This is a genomic window from Nitrosomonas halophila (genome assembly GCF_900107165.1).
In the GTDB taxonomy this organism is placed as follows: domain Bacteria; phylum Pseudomonadota; class Gammaproteobacteria; order Burkholderiales; family Nitrosomonadaceae; genus Nitrosomonas; species Nitrosomonas halophila.
Genome location: NZ_FNOY01000023.1, coordinates 21140 through 39550 on the forward strand (window position 1 = coordinate 21140; position 18411 = coordinate 39550).

The 18411-nt window shown below is 53.8% G+C and carries 13 protein-coding genes and 1 pseudogene; 7 read left to right on the forward strand and 7 right to left on the reverse strand.

What is annotated here, in order from left to right:
• Nucleotides 1-75: 75 nt before the first annotated feature.
• The gene (locus tag BLV85_RS07200) at nt 76-1686 is read left to right on the forward strand and encodes an NAD-dependent malic enzyme (protein ID WP_090413750.1); all 1611 of its coding nucleotides are present in this window, start codon (nt 76-78) and stop codon (nt 1684-1686) included.
• 49 nt (nt 1687-1735) lie between these two features.
• Here the strand turns inward: BLV85_RS07200 and serB are convergent, their stop codons facing one another.
• Both serB and BLV85_RS07210 read right to left on the reverse strand, forming a co-directional pair.
• Complete coding sequence (serB, locus tag BLV85_RS07205; RefSeq protein WP_090413752.1) at nt 1736-2566, reverse strand: phosphoserine phosphatase SerB; 831 nt, start codon at nt 2564-2566, stop codon at nt 1736-1738.
• A 294-nt stretch (nt 2567-2860) separates the two neighbouring features.
• Nucleotides 2861-4183, reverse strand: a pseudogene (locus tag BLV85_RS07210) (sensor domain-containing diguanylate cyclase); the annotation flags it as partial.
• Between the two features lie 238 nt (nt 4184-4421).
• On the opposite strand from BLV85_RS07210, the gene BLV85_RS07215 reads away from it, so the two are divergent.
• The 5 genes from BLV85_RS07215 (at nt 4422) to hemE (ending at nt 10964) form a co-directional block, all read left to right on the forward strand.
• The gene (locus tag BLV85_RS07215; protein ID WP_090413753.1) at nt 4422-5915 is read left to right on the forward strand and encodes a leucyl aminopeptidase; all 1494 of its coding nucleotides are present in this window, start codon (nt 4422-4424) and stop codon (nt 5913-5915) included.
• A 17-nt stretch (nt 5916-5932) separates the two neighbouring features.
• A complete protein-coding gene (locus BLV85_RS07220) occupies nt 5933-6361 on the forward strand; it encodes a DNA polymerase III subunit chi (RefSeq protein WP_090413755.1) in 429 nt (142 codons plus the stop codon).
• 154 nt (nt 6362-6515) lie between these two features.
• Nucleotides 6516-6914, forward strand: a complete 399-nt coding sequence (locus BLV85_RS07225; protein ID WP_090413758.1) for a hypothetical protein — start codon at nt 6516-6518, stop codon at nt 6912-6914.
• Nucleotides 6915-6986: 72 nt separating this feature from the next.
• Nucleotides 6987-9752, forward strand: a complete 2766-nt coding sequence (locus BLV85_RS07230; RefSeq protein ID WP_090413760.1) for a valine--tRNA ligase — start codon at nt 6987-6989, stop codon at nt 9750-9752.
• Nucleotides 9753-9893: 141 nt separating this feature from the next.
• Entirely contained in the window at nt 9894-10964 is a 1071-nt protein-coding gene (gene hemE / locus BLV85_RS07235; RefSeq protein ID WP_090413773.1) for a uroporphyrinogen decarboxylase, read from the forward strand.
• 105 nt (nt 10965-11069) lie between these two features.
• On the opposite strand, the gene sucD is transcribed toward hemE, so the two are convergent.
• The 4 genes from sucD to BLV85_RS07255 form a co-directional block, all read right to left on the reverse strand.
• On the reverse strand, nt 11070-11957 hold the full coding sequence (sucD, locus tag BLV85_RS07240) for a succinate--CoA ligase subunit alpha (RefSeq protein ID WP_090413762.1): 888 nt from the start codon (nt 11955-11957) through the stop codon (nt 11070-11072).
• A 28-nt stretch (nt 11958-11985) separates the two neighbouring features.
• Nucleotides 11986-13161, reverse strand: a complete 1176-nt coding sequence (locus tag BLV85_RS07245; protein WP_090413763.1) for a malate--CoA ligase subunit beta — start codon at nt 13159-13161, stop codon at nt 11986-11988.
• 62 nt (nt 13162-13223) lie between these two features.
• A complete protein-coding gene (locus tag BLV85_RS07250) occupies nt 13224-14174 on the reverse strand; it encodes an HpcH/HpaI aldolase/citrate lyase family protein (protein ID WP_090413765.1) in 951 nt (316 codons plus the stop codon).
• A 540-nt stretch (nt 14175-14714) separates the two neighbouring features.
• The gene (locus tag BLV85_RS07255; protein WP_090413767.1) at nt 14715-17558 is read right to left on the reverse strand and encodes an aconitate hydratase; all 2844 of its coding nucleotides are present in this window, start codon (nt 17556-17558) and stop codon (nt 14715-14717) included.
• Between the two features lie 139 nt (nt 17559-17697).
• Between BLV85_RS07255 and BLV85_RS07260 the strand changes: the two genes are divergently transcribed.
• Entirely contained in the window at nt 17698-18258 is a 561-nt protein-coding gene (locus BLV85_RS07260; RefSeq protein ID WP_090413769.1) for an aldose epimerase family protein, read from the forward strand.
• Here BLV85_RS07260 and BLV85_RS07265 read toward each other — a convergent pair.
• Nucleotides 18223-18411, reverse strand: a 189-nt coding sequence (locus tag BLV85_RS07265) for a transposase (protein WP_143032299.1), incomplete at its 5' end; no start/stop codon positions are given. The two genes, BLV85_RS07260 and BLV85_RS07265, sit on opposite strands and share 36 nt — an antisense overlap.

Sequence of the window (18411 nt, forward strand, 5' to 3'; positions counted from 1 at the left end):
TGGTGCGGCAGGGCCCGGTGTTGTAGTGGTGAGCAGATAGATACCAGAAGATCGATATTGTGAGGAGCAAAGGCGATGAAAGCGTTGCATGGGAAGGCGTTGCTGGATGATCCGGCACAAAATAAATCCACTGCATTCACGCGCGAGGAGCGCATGCGTTACGGACTGCAGGGCTTGCTGCCGTATAGCGTAGCGGATATCAAAAATCAACAGCAACGTGTATTGGGTAACTTGCGGGGAAAGCGCAGCGATATAGAAAAATATATATTTCTGAACAGTCTGCTCGAGCGCAATCAGCGTTTGTTTTACCGGACACTGATCGATTACATCGAAGAGATCATGCCGCTTGTATATACGCCCACGGTCGGAGAGGCATGCAGTGAGTTTGCCCATATTTTCAGAAAGCCTCAGGGGTTGTATATCACCCCTGAGGATAGAGGTCGGGTCGCATCCTTGCTCGCAAACTGGCCCGAAACCGATGTGCGTATCATCGTGGTGACCGATGGGGAGCGCATTCTGGGGCTGGGCGATCTGGGCGCGAACGGCATGGGCATTCCGATTGGAAAAATCGCCTTGTATGTTGCCTGCGCCGGGATTCATCCTGCCCATTGTATGCCGGTGATGCTGGATGTCGGTACCAATAATCAAGAACTGAGGAATGATCCGCTTTATCTTGGTTATCCTCATGCCCGCCTGGCCGGGCAGGATTATTTGTCGCTGGTCGATGAATTTGTGCAGGCGGTCCGGCATAAATTCCCGGACGCATTGATCCAGTTCGAGGATTTCAGTAGTGAACATGCTTTTGTCTTGCTGGATCGCTACCACAAGCAGGTGCGTTGCTTCAATGATGATATCCAGGGTACGGCCGCGGTTACGCTGGCAGGTGTCCACGCTTCCTGCAGAATCACGCACAAGCAGTTCGCCGATCTGAAAATCATGTTGCTGGGGACCGGTTCTGCTGCAACCGGCATCGCCAGGCTGATGCTGTCGGCATTTCAGACGGCCGGCCTCAGTGAAGCGGTGGCACGGGCCAGAATTGCTTTTGTCGATAGGGAGGGGCTGGTGGTCACCGCCCGCGCCAAACATAAAGCACATATACAACCCTTCATCCAGGAGCAGGCGCCCGCCAGTTTTCTCGAAGCGATTGAGCGTCTGCAGCCGGATGTCTTGATTGGTGCCACGGGAGCGGCAGGGGCGTTCAGCGAGGCGGTCATCCATCAAATGGCGCAATACCAGGAACGCCCAGTCATTATTGCGCTTTCCAATCCAACCTCGCATACGGAGTGCACGGCGGAACAGGCTTGCCGCTGGAGCGACGGACGGGCCGTTTTCGCCAGCGGCAGTCCGTTCCCAGCCGTGACGATGGGAGAAAAAATTTTTCATCCCGCGCAAGGCAATAATGCCTATATTTTTCCAGGCATCGGACTGGGTATGCTGGCCTGCCGCGCAACCCTCGTGACCGAGCGCATGTTTCTCGCCGCAGCTGAGGTGTTGGCAGCGATGGTATCGCCCGAAGAGATCGAGCGGGGGGCGATTTATCCAACACTTCCCCGGGTGAGGGAGGTCTCACAGGCCATTGCGATCGCGGTCTGTCACGTCGCGCAGCAAGAAGGGCTGGCAACAGCCAATTTGCCTGATGATCTGGAAGCATATGTGCGTACTCTGATGTACGAGCCCGACTATTGAGCCTGGGGTTTTTTAAGCTTGACTCAAGCGGTACTGATACCCGCCAGGATTATTCAAACAAATGAATGATGCCATCCAGGCCAACATGATTGATCGAAAAAGTGGCTTTTTCCTGCAAGATCGGTTTGGCCCGGAAAGCGATGCCGACACCCGCTTCTTCCAGCATTTTCAGGTCATTGGCACCGTCCCCGATAGCGATAACCTGTGCTTTCTCGAGGCCGAGCGAGTTACGTACTTGTTTTAATACTTCTCCCTTGCCTGATGCGCCGATGATGCTGCCGAGCACTTTGCCAGTCAGTTTACCGTTCTGGATATCGAGCGTGTTGGCGAAAGCATAATCCAGTCCGAGCCGGGTTTTAATCCGATCGGTAAAAAAGGTAAATCCACCTGATATCACCATGGTCTTGATGCCGACAGCTTGCATTTTCTGCAACATTTTTTCGGCCCCCGGGCTCAGGCGCAAGCGCTCGTCATAAACCTGTTGCAGCGCTTCTTGCGCCAGCCCTGCGAGCAGGGCTGTGCGGCGGGTAAGGCTTTCGGCAAAATTGATTTCTCCTCGCATGGTGCTCAAGGTGATTTCTGAAACCTGCGGTTTGACATTGTGCATGGCTGCGATTTCATCGATGGACTCGATGGCCAGCAGTGTCGAATCCATATCCATTGCAACCAGGCCAAAATCTGTCAGTTTTTTGCCAGGTTGCACAAAGGCGTAATCCAGATCCGCTTCATTGCAATATTGCGGGATATCGGGATGCGGTTGTGCTTCAAGCAGTCTGAAGGCTTCTCCGGTAATGCGCTCTATCTGACTGACCTGGGCGAGTTTGGCCACAGCCCGTAAATCACTGTTCTGGATATCCAGTCCTTGAATGATAAGATTCATTAAATTTATTCTGCTTGATAGTGAGTTAATAATAGATTGGCCACTTCCGCCGGCGGAAGAATAATCGATATGCCGGGCAAATGCCAGGAGACTGTCCAAGAATAGCCTCCTAGGTTTTAGCGTGTGTAACCAGCGAGGGGTTCCACTCCATGATCTGGTTGCGGCCGCCATGCTTGGCTGCGTAGAGTGCGCAATCAGCAGCCTCCACATATCCCGGTGAGCGGAAAAAGTGGGCGTCTGGCCCATATTGACGGCCAAGCCAATCGAAGCGGTGATATGGATTATACAGCCCGAGTCAAGTTCGTAAGCAATGGCTGCGATATTGGCTTTTATCCTTTCCAGGATAGCATGGGCCGCTATGCGATGGGTACCGGGCAGAATCAAGGCGAATTCCTCGCCGCCATAGCGGCAGAGAATATCTGTTTGACGAATTTGACTGGCAATGGATTTGACAACAGCGACCAGCACGCCGTCGCCGGTGATGTGTCCATGGGTGTCATTGACAAGCTTGAATTTATCAATGTCGATCATGGCCAGTGCCAGTGGTGAATCGTTTTGATTCGAGTGCAGAAATTCATGCTGGAAGGTGTCGTTGAAATAGGCCCGGTTGTGCGCGCCGGTCAGTCCGTCATGCTGGACTCTGTCTTCCAGTTCGCGCACCTTGATCAAGGTGCGCATGGTGAGCAGTTCCCTGGCCGCTTCGATTATGCCATTCAATTGCGCCGGACTGATGATCGAGATTTCGAACAGTTCCTCAACATGATGCAATTCATCTTTCATGTCCTCCAAAACTGTCATCAGGGCGTGGCCATCGAGACCCAGGTAGGCTTTGGCTGCCTGGATGGCCGTGTCGATATGCTTTTGCTCGCCGGGTGCCAAAAAATAATCGGCTACACAGCCGGATGCGGCGATACATTCGTTGATGCCTGGTTGCGCAAGGTTTGATTGATCGTGGCTGTTCGCACATGCTTCGGCTATATATGCCGGCAATTTCCAGCGGCCCAGCAAGGCGGCACCCAGTTCATTGTGCCCAAGGCCGAAAGCTTCTTTTTCAGCTTTGTAAAGCGCATCATGATCCGGAGAAGAGGAAAAGATTTGCGGGTAAGTTTCGGGCAGAATGGCATAAAACGCGAGGATGCCGATATCTTGCAACAATCCGGCTAGGAACAAATCATCCAGCAGGTTGTTCATCTGAATGCGTTTGCCAAGCGTGCGGCTAGCCAGTGCCGATGTGATCGAGCGTCGCCAGAAGCTGCTGCTGTTGGCGGGATTCAGATGGTTCCTGGTATGTTGCAACAGCGATTCCATGAGCGAAAAAGATAATGCGATCGTCATGACACCGTGCATGCCCAGCATGCTTACTGCCTGGCTGATGTTGCTGACTTGGTGCCTGGATTTGTACAGAGGGGAATTGGCCGTTTTGACAATTTTGGCGGCGAGCGCGGGATCGAGTGAGATATAATGATTAAGTTGGGTAAGATTGGTATCAGCTTTGCCTGCCAAATCGATGATTTTAAGCGCAACCGAAGGAAGGCTCGGCAGATTGGAGCAGAACTGCAATTGTTCAAGCAAAATTTCCTTCATACTATCCTTCGGTTGGCGACTTAAACAGAGCATCTGTCGATTTTTCTGATTTTCCCTGAATAATGATGATTATATCCGATGTGGCCAAGCCAAGATCCAGAAAAAGGAATGGAAAAACAGGGTTGTTTGACAGGAGTTCAAGGTATGTTTTCCGCAAATAATTGGCCACTCGGCTTTCTTGGACTTGCTGTGAGCAGCGCAGCGCTAATCCGACTCGCTATCTATCTATCTATCTAAATTGATAATTCCTACATACAAACAGGAGTGAAACGTGGACTTTGCAATCAAATCCGGCAGCCCGGATAAGTATCGGGGTGACTGTGTCGTGGTGGGCGTATTCGAATCCGGAAAATTGAGTGAAGCAGCCAGGCAATTGGATGATGCCTGTAAGGGTTACCTGGGTAAAGTGACCGGACAGGGGGATATGGATGGCAAGGCAAACACGACTTTGTTGTTGCATGGCGTGCCGAATATCGCCAGTAAACGCGTGTTGCTGGTAGGGATGGGAAAGGAAAAAACATACGGAGAAAAAGCATTCCTCGGGGCCGTGCGGGCAGGATTCAAAACGCTGCACCAAACTGGTGCCAAAGACGCGGCTATTTACCTGTTAGATGTGCCCGTCAGGCAACGGGATTTTGCCTGGGGTGTATTTCAGACTGTTGTGCTGGCAGAAGAGAGCATTTATCGCTTTGATCGCCTGAAAAGCAAACCCGAGAAACATTTGCCATCATTGGCCAAAGTGGTGATCGCCGTCAACGACAAATCCTCGCAGACGGCAGCCGAAGCAGCATTGCGGCAAGGCGTGGCCACCGCTCAGGGCATGAAGGTAACCAAAGACCTGGGCAATCTTGCGCCTAACATTTGCACGCCAGCCTATCTGGCCGAGCAGGCCAAGGATCTGGCCAAGGCATTCAAGCTGAAATTATCCGTGCTGGAAGAGAAAGACATGGAGAAACTGGGCATGGGTGCATTGTTGGCGGTGGCGCGAGGGAGCCGTCAACCGGCCAAGTTGATCGTATTGGAATACCGTGGCCAGCTGAAAATGGAAAAACCGATCGTGCTGGTCGGCAAGGGGGTGACTTTCGATACCGGTGGCATTTCGCTTAAACCGGCAGCCGAGATGGACGAGATGAAATACGACATGAGCGGCGCAGCGAGTGTTTTGGGTACATTGACAGCGGTTGCGGAAATGCAGCTGCCTATCAATGTCGTCGGCATCATACCCGCCACTGAAAATATGCCTGGCGGCAATGCAACCAAACCAGGTGATGTGGTAACCAGTCTTTCCGGGCAAACCATCGAAATCCTGAATACCGATGCGGAAGGCCGTCTGATCCTGTGCGATGCGCTGACTTACGCCGAACGCTATAAACCGGAGGCCGTGATCGATATCGCGACCCTGACCGGCGCTTGCGTAGTTGCGCTGGGGCATGTTGTAACCGGCTTGATGGGCAATAATGAACAGCTTGCGCAGGATTTGCTCCAGGCGGGTGAACAGGTGTCGGACCGTGCCTGGCAGCTGCCGTTGTGGGAGGAGTATCAGGATCTGCTCAAAAGCAATTTCGCCGATATGGCCAATATCGGTGGCCGCTGGGGGGGGGCGATTACGGCGGCATGTTTCCTCTCCCGTTTTACCGAGAAGTTCCAGTGGGTGCACTTGGACATTGCCGGGACAGCCTGGAAATCTGGTCAGGATAAGGGGTCTACCGGACGCCCTGTGCCATTATTGACACAGTTCCTGGTTGCCCGCGCCCAGCAGAAATAACCTGGTCCGAATGACTGGTGAAACAAATCGATTTCTATACGGGCGCGCCCGATAGATTGCTGATTGCATGCCGCCTCTGCGCAAAAGCGGTGCAACAAGGGTTGAGAACGCTCGTTCTGGTTTCGGATGCTTCGCTGGCCGATCAGTTCGATAAATTGCTCTGGACCTTTTCGCCGACCAGCTTCGTGCCGCATTGCAGGGCAGGCGATCAGTTGGCCGCTATGACGCCAGTCATTTTGAGTGATTATCGCACCCTCGTGGCTGAAGGAAGTGGATTTGACGTGCTGGTCAACCTCGATGAAGCAGTGCCACCGGCCTGCGAGCAATTCTCGCGAATTGTCGAGATCGTCGATGAGGCGAGCGATAAAAAAATCGCACGCCAGCGTTACCGGTTCTATCAAGAGCAAGGGCATGCTGTGCGGCATCACCGGCTTGACCTGAGCTAGACGATAATGCTTCAGGCGGCAGGCTGTGTTTGCCGAGAGCACATGCTGGCGGGCCAATATGATTTGTGGCGTCAAAGTAAGTTAATGGCGTGAATTTTGGACAATGTTGTTTGACTGCCATATGCCCAGCCCAAGATGCTGGAGTTGATTATTCATGACAGATACCCAGCCCGACAAATCTCTGGAAGTGGAAGACGAGATTCTGTTGGATAAACTTGATTCGATGTTGCGCAGACATCGGCGCGAGTCATCCTCGTTGATGCGCGCCGTGGAACCGGCTGCATCCGGACATGCCGATGCTGTCGCTATTTTGTCCGACCCGTCTGACCCCTCCCAGGCTATCGACGGCTTTGCATCGGACACTGGCCAGGTGCCTGTTTTGACAGATCGGGTCACTTTGTCCATTAATGCCTGGCCGGCGCAGTCCGAAATTTCCGAGCTGCTCTGTTTCGCGTTCGATGCTGCCATCAGGGAAGCGCAAATCCACCTCGATCCCGCCGAGCGGCTAACTTTGCTGCAGGCGCTGGCAAAACGGCTGCCCAAGAATTTTTAAGCCGTAAACTTTTTTCTCATTCGCTATAATGGCCGGTTTTACCCCCGCGGTCCATTTACTTGCCTGACTACCATGGAACTTTCAAAAAGCTTTGATCCAAAAGATATCGAAACCCGCTGGTATGCAGCCTGGGAAACGGCTGGTTATTTCCAACCAAATCAGCAAACCGATGCAGCGGCTTATTGCATCATGCTGCCGCCTCCCAATGTTACCGGCACCCTGCATATGGGGCATGCTTTTCAGCATACCTTGATGGATGCATTGATACGCTATCACCGCATGCTGGGCGACAATACGCTCTGGCAGCCTGGCACCGATCATGCTGGGATTGCGACCCAGATCGTGGTCGAGCGTCAACTGGATCAGGAAGGCAGAGACCGCCGCCAGATCGGCCGTGAAGCTTTCCTCGAAAGGGTCTGGCAATGGAAGGACGCTTCCGGCTCGACTATTACCCGGCAAATGCGCCGCATGGGCGCCTCTTGCGACTGGTCGCGGGAGCGATTCACCATGGATGAAACTCTTTCCGAGGCGGTCGCCGAAGTGTTCGTGCGCTTGTACCGGGAAGGGCTCATCTATCGGGGCAAGCGTCTGGTCAATTGGGACCCTGTCCTGCAAACCGCTGTATCCGATCTGGAAGTGATCTCGACCGAGGAAAATGGGTCGCTTTGGCATATCCGTTATCCGTTCGAACCGTCCGAACCGTCCGAGGAAGGGGGCAAGACAGGCGGCCTGATCGTGGCCACGACACGGCCTGAGACCATGCTCGGGGATATGGCGGTTGCGGTTCATCCGGAGGACGCGCGTTACCGGCATCTGATCGGGCGGCACTTGCGGCTGCCATTGTCAGAACGGACCATTCCGATCATTGCGGATATCTATGTCGATCCTGATTTCGGAACCGGTTGCGTAAAGATCACGCCTGCCCATGATTTCAACGATTATCAGGTGGGACTGCGGCACAAATTGATGGCGCTTAATATCTTTACGCTGGACGGCAAGATCAATGACTGTGCGCCAGTCGCTTTCCAGGGGATGGATCGTTTTGAGGCCAGAAAAAAAGTGATCGCCGATCTCCAGGCGCAGGGCCTGCTGGTCGAAACCCGTCCCCACAAACTGATGGTGCCGCGCGGGGATCGCACCAATGCTGTCATCGAGCCGCTGCTGACCGACCAGTGGTATCTGTCGATGGCAGGACTGGCTAAACAAGGGCTTGAAGCAGTTGATCGGGGCCAGGTCCGGTTTGTGCCGGAGAATTGGACGCATGTCTACAACCAGTGGCTGGAGAATATCCAGGACTGGTGCATTTCACGCCAGCTGTGGTGGGGGCATCGGATTCCGGCCTGGTACGACGAAGATGGCAATGTGACAGTCGCGCACAGCCTCGAGGAAGCGCAGCAGCTTTCGGGCAAGCATGTGCTGCGGCAGGATGAAGACGTGCTGGATACCTGGTTTTCCTCGGCGCTGTGGCCGTTCTCGACCCTGGGTTGGCCGACAGATACGCCTGAGCTCAGAACATTCCTGCCCGGTTCGGTGCTGGTGACCGGATTCGACATCATTTTCTTTTGGGTGGCGCGCATGGTCATGATGTCGCTGCACTTTACCGGCAAGGTGCCGTTTCAGGAAGTCTATATCACGGGTTTGATCCGCGATGCAGAAGGCCAGAAGATGAGTAAATCCAAGGGCAATGTCCTAGATCCACTCGATCTGATAGACGGCATTACGCTGCCGGAGCTGATCGAGAAACGGACGACCGGTCTGATGAATCCCCGGCAAGCCGAGTCGATCGAGAAAACTACACGTAGACAGTTTCCGCAAGGAATCCCTGCGTTTGGTACCGATGCCCTGCGCTTCACTTTTGCCAGCCTGGCCTCGCATGGACGTGATATCAAATTCGATTTGCAGCGCTGTGAAGGCTATCGCAATTTCTGCAACAAACTGTGGAATGCTACCCGTTTCGTACTGATGAACTGTGAAGGCCAGGATGTCGGACTGGATGATAGCTTGCCACTGCATTACTCGCAGGCTGACAAATGGATCATCGGGCGCTTGCAGCAGGCAGAACAAGCAGTGACCCAGGCATTTGGCGAATACCGGTTTGATCTGGCCGCGCGCGAGATGTATGAGTTGGTATGGGATGAATATTGCGATTGGTATGTGGAACTGGCCAAAGTGCAGTTGAATGATGCCGATGCCGCCCAGCAGCGCGCTACCCGGCGTACGCTGGTGCGTGTCCTGGAGGCGATGTTGCGCATGGCACATCCGATCATTCCGTTCATCACCGAGGAGCTGTGGCAGGCGGTAGCGCCGCTGGCTGGCAAGTCGGGTGCAAGCATCATGCGCCAACCGTATCCACAGGCTGATTTCACACGCGTCGATGAACAGGCCAATGATGCCATCCAGCTGCTCAAGGCACTTATCAATGCCTGTCGCACGCTGCGCGGGGAAATGAAGCTGTCTCCTGCCGAGCGGGTGCCGCTGCTAATAGAAGGTGAACCTACAGTTCTGGCAGTTTTTGCACCTTACATGCTGGCATTGGCGAAATTGTCTGAAGTGGATATTCTGCCAGCTGGCTTGCCGGACACCGATGCCCCGGTTGCTATTGCCGGGGAATTTAAATTAATGCTCAAAATCGAGGTGAACATAGCTGAAGAGCGTGAGCGCCTCAATAAGGAAATACGCCGACTGGAAGCCGAGATCGGTAAAGCCAGTGGCAAATTGGACAATCCAAGTTTTATCGAGCGTGCACCGGAGCGGGTGGTCCAGCAAGAAAAAGACCGACTGGCTGTGTTTAGCGAAACCTTGGAAAAGTTGAATCAGCAGATGCAAAAACTGCGCTGATCATGCTTGATATTGCATCATGCTAGGAAGCCGCGTCCAGTGAAGTGTCGCATTCTCTCTTATTCAGGGCAGGGTTTGTAGGATAATGGGCGAATCCCTGCTCCAGAAAATTATTTTCAAAAACTTTATACATATTAGATGATGGCAAAACCAGAAAATGACACTTTTATCCGGGCATTGTTGCGTCAACCGACCGACTACACGCCTGTTTGGATGATGCGCCAGGCCGGACGCTATCTGCCTGAATACAATCAGACCCGCGCACGCGCGGGTGATTTTCTTTCCTTGTGCAAGAATCCGAATTTAGCAACCGAAGTCACACTGCAACCGCTAGCGAGGTTCTCGCTGGATGCGGCAATTTTGTTCTCGGATATTCTGACCATTCCCGATGCGATGGGGTTGGGATTGTATTTTGCCGAGGGCGAAGGGCCCCGTTTCGAGCGTCCGTTGCGCGAGGAATGGGAAATTCGTTCGTTGATTGCGCCTGATCCTGATACGCATTTGCGTTATGTGCTGGATGCTGTCACGCAAATACGGAAGGCACTCTGCAATCAGGTGCCTTTGATCGGTTTCTCCGGCAGTCCTTTCACGCTTGCCTGTTATATGGTGGAGGGCGGCAGTAGCAGCGATTTCCGTCAGATCAAAACCATGCTTTATGCGCGGCCTGACCTATTGCACCATATCCTTGAAGTGACCGCAAACGCAGTGACTGCCTATCTCAACGCCCAGATAGAAGCCGGCGCGCAAGCCGTCATGATTTTTGACAGCTGGGGCGGTGCATTATCGCATGCGGCTTACCAGGAATTTTCATTGCACTACATGCAGCATATTTTGGCTGGATTGAAGCGCGAGCATGATGGGGTGCGCATCCCGAACATCGTCTTTACCAAGGGAGGTGGGTTGTGGCTGGAATCCATCGTGGAAAGCGGCTGCGATGCGGTGGGTCTGGATTGGACCATCGATATCGGCGAGGCGCGCCGGCGTGTGCAAGGCAAGGTTGCCTTACAGGGTAATCTTGACCCAGCCGTCTTATTTTCCTCACCGGACATCATCGCTGCCGAAGTTGAAAAAGTTTTGGCAAGCTATGGCCATGGTCATGGGCATGTTTTCAATCTCGGGCATGGGATTTCACAGTTCACGCCGCCAGAACATGCGCTGGCACTGGTTGAAGCTGTTCATGCCTTGAGTGCCAAATACCACACCAGCCAATAGATAGCTGATGCAGCAGTCATGGTAGAGGCAAGTGCTACCGCAGGATAGCGCTTGCGTGGTGCTGCACAGATGAAACTCCCGGTGTGGCCGGGAGTGTGTGGTGCATCAGAGCTTGGCCAACACCTCAGCTACGGTTTGGCCCATCAATGAAGGTGTCGGGCAAATGGTAACGCCCAGTTCTTTCAGCCGCGCTACTTTTTCTGCAGCACTTTCGCCGGCAGAGGAGATGATTGCACCGGCATGCCCCATGCGCCGACCTGCCGGTGCTGTTAGTCCCGCAATATAGGCGACCAGTGGCTTGCTCATATTTTCCTTGGCGAATATACCGGCTTCCACTTCCATTGGGCCGCCAATCTCGCCAATCATCAGGGCCACCTTGGTTTCGGGATCCTGTTCCAGTTTTTCCAGCACATCCCGATGTGAACTGCCAATGATGGGGTCTCCACCAATCCCGACAGATGTCGATATGCCGATATTCAATCGTCTCATCTGGTCGGCCGCTTCATAGCCCAGTGTACCGGAGCGGCCGACCACGCCCACTGTGCCAGGCATGTAGATATGCCCAGGCATAATCCCGAGCATCGCGCGCCCTGGGCTAATGGTGCCGGAACAATTGGGTCCGGTCAGCATCATTCGATTTTCCAGTGAGAAACGGCGCAGAAAGCTTTTCACGGTCATCATGTCCTGGGTAGGAATGCCATCGGTAATCGATACACAATATTTGATACCCGCATCGGCTGCTTCCATGATCGAGTCCGCCGCAAAAGCAGGCGGAACAAATACAATGCTCGCCTCGGCGCCCACCTGCTCAACCGCTTCCTTGACTGTATTGAATACCGGCAATCCCAGATGGGTTTGTCCACCTTTACCCGGCGTGACGCCGCCCACCACATTGGAGCCATACTCAATCATTTCCTGAGCATGAAATGTACCGATTCTGCCGGTGAATCCTTGCACGATGATTCGTGTTTGTTCATTGATCAAAATTGCCACTTTTCTATTCCTTTTTGTTCGTGTTCAGTCAGCCTGCCACCACTTGATTGCGTGCCTGCACGACTTTCTCGGCGGCATCCGCCAGAGTTTCAGCAGTGATAATCGGCAAGCCACTTTCGGCGATGATGCGACGGCCTTCCTCGACGTTGGTGCCGGAGAGGCGGACCACCAGAGGAACGTTCATGCCAATGTTCCGGACCGCTTGCACCACACCTTCGGCAATCCAGTCACAGCGGTTGATGCCGGCAAAAATGTTGACCAGCATCGCTTTGACGCCCTTATCGGCCAAAACCAGCCGGAAAGCTTTCTCCGTCCGCTCAGCCGAAGCGCCGCCGCCGACATCCAGAAAATTGGCCGGTTCCCCGCCAGCGAGTTTGATCATGTCCATGGTTGCCATGGCAAGTCCCGCCCCATTGATCATGCAGCCAATATCACCGTCCAGTCCGACATAACTCAGGCCAGCTTCACCTGCGGCAACTTCGCGCGCATCGATCTGGGTGTTGTCGCGCAATTCGGAAATGCGGTGCCGGCGGAACATGGCATTCTCGTCAAAACTCATTTTCGCATCGAGTGCGATCAGCTCGTTGCTACGGGTAACGACCAGCGGATTGATTTCGAGAATATTGGCATCCAGATCACGCAAAGCGCGATAGCAGCTCTTGATGGTTTTGACGGCGTGGTTGAGCAACTCCTCGCCCAATCCCAATGCAAACGCCATTTTTCTTGCCTGGAAGTCCTGCAATCCGACAGCGGGTTCAATGAATATTTTTTTTATGGCATCGGGATCGGTGGCGGCCAGAGCCTCGATATCCATGCCTCCCTGGGCGGAGCCGACCATGATCACGCGCTCATGGCTGCGGTCGATCATAAATGCCAGGTACAATTCCCTGGCAATATCGGTTCCCGCTTCGATATACAGCTTCGAGCAGAGCTTGCCGGCCGGCCCGCTCTGGTGCGTGACCAGCCGTTGGCCGAGCAAGGATTCGGCCGCCACTTCGATCTCTTCATGTGTCCGGCATACTTTGATTCCGCCAGCCTTGCCGCGTGCCCCCGAATGAATCTGTGCCTTGACGACCCAGACATTGCCGTCAATTTCCCGGCTACGCTGAACTGCCTCTTCTGCGGTATGCGCCAGGCCACCTTCGGCAATCTTGACCCCATACTCAGCCAAAATTTCTTTGGCCTGATATTCATGTATATCCAATCTATTTCTCCCGTTGTTTCTTTAAACACCTGCAACCTGGCAGGGGTTCCAAACCAGGTTGGTTAGCGATTCTTGGCAGCGATGACTTCAGCCATTTTGACGATATTATTGGCCATCCGCTCCGATGCGGCATCGATCAGTCGGCCATCCAGCGAAGCGGCGCCCTTGCCCTGTGCGGCGGCCTCTTTCAACGCACTGAGTATGCGCTGCGCTTTCTCGACTTCCGCTGAAGGGGGGGTGAATACCTCATTTGCCAGGGCGATTTGAGTAGGATGAATTGCCCATTTGCCTTCGCAGCCCAGTGCGGCAGCACGTTTGGCAGCCAGTTTATAACCCTCCGGATCCTGAATGTCACCAAAAGGACCATCGATTGGACGCAAGCCATAGGCGCGGCAAGCCACTGTCATTCTGCTGATGGCGGCATGCCATTGATCGCCGGGATAATCCGGATTGAGTCCGCCGATATTGGTGGTGCGGGCACGGTTGCTGGCTGCATAATCGGCCACTCCGAAATGCAATGCTTCCAAGCGTCCGTTCGTTCCGTTGCGCGCAATATCTTCGACATTGGCCATGCCCAGCGCTGTTTCGATCAGTGCCTCCAGGCCAATCCGGTTTTTGAGTCCTTGCTGCATTTCAAGCTGGTTGAGCATCGCTTCCACCATGTAGACATCCGCATAAACACCAACTTTAGGGATCAGAAGCGTGTCGATCTTGTGTCCGGCCTGTTCGACCAAATCGACTACATCGCGTACCATGTATTGGGTGTCCAGTCCATTGATGCGCACAGAAAGCGTGACGCCATGTCCTTTCCAATCGAGATCGTTGATGGCCTCGATGATATTTTTTCGTGCTTGTAGCTTGTCATCCGGTGCAACGGCATCTTCCAGATCCAGAAATATGAAATCTACCCCGCTCTTCAACGCTTTTTCAAACATTTCGGGGCGGGAACCGGGAACCGCGAGTTCACAGCGCTGGACACGCTGGATGCTGGTTTCATACAGTGTATGGCTCATTTTTTCTCCAATATATTAAATACATTGTCATATATAAATTCTGTGCTGCATGCAAAGTACAAGCGAATGCCATGACTTGATCATGACCCCATGCAGAAAAGGGTTGCCAAGTACGCAATGCGAAAACCGGAAACGATTTTATTTCATAGGGGTTTAAGCTAGAGTGCGCGGGAACAAGCGCTTTTGAATCATATGATGACTTTATCGATCAATCCGGGGCTAATTATAACATTGGCAAGGGTTATTTCAGTTAGAAGCTGTATGGCAACAGCTATTCCGAGCTAGTTGCCTCGCTACAATCCCGGTCATGGCGCTATCAATCGCACACAAAATATCATGGCCGGCAGGGAACCCTGCAGACCATGTCATGAAAGGCGCCGGCCAGTTTCCAGTCGTGACGGCGTTATCAAACGTCCAGGCATGGCATACCCATGGCAGTAGAGATATGCCTTGTCCTGTTGCAAACCGCATATTTCAGTCTGCACCACTGTGATTGCCAGGCCAAGGCTGCCTGTTCGTTCTTGAGATGCGTGCCATAAGTTATTCGCGGGCGCGCAGCACATAAGGCAGGATGCCGCCATGATGATAGTAGTCCACTTCAATGGCTGTATCGATCCGGCAGCGCAGCTTGGTTTCCTGCTTGGATCCATCCGGTTTGTGAACGATCAGTGTGACTTCCTGTTGCGGCTGTATGTTGTCCAGGCCAACAATATCGAACAGCTCGTCACCCTGGATACCCAGGGACTTGGCACTCTCTCCCTCCTTGAATTGCAACGGTAGTACCCCCATGCCAACCAGGTTGCTGCGATGAATGCGTTCGTAGCTTTCGGCGATGACTGCGCGCACACCGAGTAACTGCGTTCCTTTTGCTGCCCAGTCACGGCTCGAGCCGGTGCCGTATTCCTTGCCGGCCAAGACGATGGTGGGGGTGCCGTGCTCAAGGTATTGCATCGCCGCATCATAAATGCTCATTTGGGTGCCCTGGCGATCGCCATTGTTCCAATAGAGCGTGATGCCGCCTTCGCTGCCCGGGATCATGAGATTCTTGATGCGCACATTGGCAAATGTGCCGCGCATCATGACGTGATGATTACCTCTGCGTGAGCCATAGCTGTTGAAATCTTCCTTGGCGACACCGTTGGCAAGCAAATATTGGCCAGCGGGAGAGGTTGCCTTGATGGCGCCTGCCGGACTGATATGGTCGGTCGTCACTGAATCGCCAAACAATGCCAGTGCGCGTGCGTGTCGAATCTCGCTCGGGGTGTTGGCGCGGTCAATTGCCAGGGAGAAGTTCTCGAAAAATGGCGGCTCTGCGATGTAGGTCGAATCAGGCCAGTCGTACAGCTTGCCGGTCACGGCGGTAATATTATTCCAGAGCGGATGATCGCGGGTGAAATCGCTGTACAGGCGGCGGAAGGTTTCTGCCTGGGTGGCAAATTTCATCATCGCTTCGATTTCGGCGCTGCTTGGCCAGATATCCCGTAACCATACGGGCTGCCCTGCAGCATCCTGGCCCAATGGTTCAGCGGTCAGGTTCTTCAGCACGCTGCCAGCGATCGCATAGGCGACTACCAGAGGCGGTGAGGCCAGGAAATTGGCTCGAATATTGGGATGGATGCGTGCTTCGAAGTTGCGATTGCCGGAAAGCACTGCGGCACAGACCAAGTCATCCTTGACCACGGTTTCCTCGATCACGGCCGGCAGCGGCCCGGAGTTGCCGATACAGGTCGTGCAACCGTAGCCAGCCAGGCTGAAGCCAAGTTGTTCCAGATAGGGCATCAGACCGGCAGCAGTCAGATATTCCGTCACGACACGCGAACCGGGTGCCAGCGAGGTTTTGATATGGCGTTTTACGGTCAATCCTTTTTCGACTGCCTTCTTGGCCAATAATCCGGCAGCGATCAGCACTGCAGGATTGGACGTATTGGTGCAGGAAGTGATCGCCGCGATCAATATGTCACCATGATGTAATTCGATCGCTTGCGGCAAGGGGCGGTCGGCGGCGGCCGTAGGGGTGGGATGATTATTGGCCATTTCCACGACATTGCGCGCACTCCCGAGAGGCAGTGATGCTTCGTCCTGATTGCTGTCGGGAGTGAGGCAAAGCTCGGCTTCCGCTTGGGCAAGATCGCGCGTGCTAAAAGCCTGTGCCAATGTATCGGCTGGCTTGCCGTAGCCATTCTCCGAAACCGGTTTGCTGAATAGTTCGGTGAAGCTGGACTTCAGGTCTTGGAGCGCAATACGGTCTTGCGGGCGCTTGGGTCCGGCCAGAGAGGGAACTATCGAATTCAGATCCAGTATCAGTGCCTGGCTATAATCAATTTCGCCTTGACGCGGCATGCCAAACAGGTTTTGTGCCTTGAAGTAGCATTCGAATGCATCGATCTCCGCCTCCGTGCGGCCGGTCTGCCGGAAGTATTCGATGGTTGTGTCATCGATCGGGAAAAAGCCCATGGTGGCACCGTATTCCGGAGCCATGTTGGCGATGGTGGCGCGGTCTGGCAGGCTGAGCGAGGCCGCACCTTCGCCGAAGAATTCCACGAACTTGCCGACTACATTGGCCTTGCGTAACATTTCCGTGATGGTCAGTACCAGGTCGGTGGCCGTCACGCCCTCTCGCAGTTGCCCGGTCAGATTGACACCGACGACATCCGGCGTCAGAAAGTAAACCGGCTGCCCCAGCATGCCTGCTTCTGCTTCGATCCCACCGACGCCCCATCCGACTACGCCGATTCCGTTGATCATGGTGGTGTGCGAATCAGTGCCGACCAGTGTATCAGGGTATACCAGGCCCTCTTTTTGGTGCACGCCGCGTGCCAGATATTCCAGGTTGACCTGATGCACGATGCCAATGCCCGGTGGCACAACGCCGAACGTATCGAACGCTTGCATGCCCCACTTGATAAACTGATAGCGTTCCTTGTTGCGTTGGAACTCGATTTCCATATTGTGCTTCAATGCCTCGCGGTCACCGTAGTAATCGACCTGTACCGAGTGATCGACCACTAGGTCAACGGGTACCAGCGGTTCGATCAATTCCGGATCCTTGCCCAGTTTCTGGGCGGCGCTGCGCATGGCAGCGAGATCGACCAGTAGCGGTACGCCGGTGAAATCCTGCAGGACGATGCGTGCTACCACAAACGGAATTTCATGTGTGCGTTGTGCCCGAGGTTGCCAGCCGGCCAATTGCCTGACATGTGCTTCGGTGATTTTCTTTTCATCGTAATTGCGCAGCACCGATTCGAGGACAATCCGAATGGAAACAGGCAAGCGCGCAATTGCGCCCAGTCCTGCCGCTTCAAGTGCCGGTAGCGCGTAAAATTGTCGGGCTTGACCATTGGAAAGGTTAAGTGTCTTTAATGTATCGAATAAATTATGGGTCATGGTGGTTCCTTGAACGAGAAACTTTTAGCAGTAAGTATTTATGCTATAACCGATTGAGTTTATCATTCAGCACGGGTCGCGACAAAATGCTTAACTGAAAACAAGCCGCCAGCAAATTTTTATTTCAAACGGGAAGACAATGGATATCCAACAATTGAACAATGATCATGGCATTGCCGGACAAATCGTATTTATCGAGGGCGAGGGGGGGCTTCCTTTTGCCAGGGTGCAGAGCGACAAGGCTTCTGCATTGATTTCGGTTTACGCCGGCCAGGTGCTTTCCTTTCAGCCCGGGCATGCGGCGGAGGACTTGTTGTTTTTAAGCAACTTGGCATATTATCAGCCGGGCAAAGCGATCAAAGGCGGGGCGCCGGTCTGCTGGCCCTGGTTCGGCCCGGACCCCGAGGGGTCGGGACGGCCTGCCCATGGCTTTGTACGTAACCGGATGTGGGAAGTGGCTGGCACAGCGATTACGCAGGAGGGTGCCATTCGTGTCACGTTGGCGCTGACGGATACGTCAGAGACACACGCCATCTGGCCGCGTGCTTTTGTTGTACGGTTGGAAATTACGATCAGCGACAGCCTCAATTTGGAACTTGTCACGCGCAACCCTGGTCCTCAGGCATTCTCGATTACGCAGGCGTTTCATACCTATTTCGGCTCGTCAGCAGAATCTGTGGGCGACATCCGGTTCAGGTAGCGCGCCAAGTGCATGATATAATGCGATTTCTGCGCCATGAAAGGTTCGAAATCCGAAAGCTTTTCTGGTAGTCAGTTTTGCCTTCGTGTTAAACCCCTCGACAACACCACTGGATAGCTGGCCTTTGGCCCGAAACCAGTTCAGCAACAATGC

Excerpts from the sequence above, each read along its gene's own strand:
- BLV85_RS07225 (WP_090413758.1), top strand. The coding sequence starts at position 6,516 with ATGACAGATACCCAGCCCGACAAATCTCTGGAAGTGGAAGACGAGATT.
- serB (WP_090413752.1), bottom strand. The coding sequence starts at position 2,566 with ATGAATCTTATCATTCAAGGACTGGATATCCAGAACAGTGATTTACGG.
- BLV85_RS07250 (WP_090413765.1), bottom strand. The coding sequence starts at position 14,174 with ATGAGCCATACACTGTATGAAACCAGCATCCAGCGTGTCCAGCGCTGT.
- hemE (WP_090413773.1), top strand. The coding sequence starts at position 9,894 with ATGGCAAAACCAGAAAATGACACTTTTATCCGGGCATTGTTGCGTCAA.
- BLV85_RS07230 (WP_090413760.1), top strand. The coding sequence starts at position 6,987 with ATGGAACTTTCAAAAAGCTTTGATCCAAAAGATATCGAAACCCGCTGG.
- BLV85_RS07255 (WP_090413767.1), bottom strand. The coding sequence starts at position 17,558 with ATGACCCATAATTTATTCGATACATTAAAGACACTTAACCTTTCCAAT.
- BLV85_RS07260 (WP_090413769.1), top strand. The coding sequence starts at position 17,698 with ATGGATATCCAACAATTGAACAATGATCATGGCATTGCCGGACAAATC.
- BLV85_RS07200 (WP_090413750.1), top strand. The coding sequence starts at position 76 with ATGAAAGCGTTGCATGGGAAGGCGTTGCTGGATGATCCGGCACAAAAT.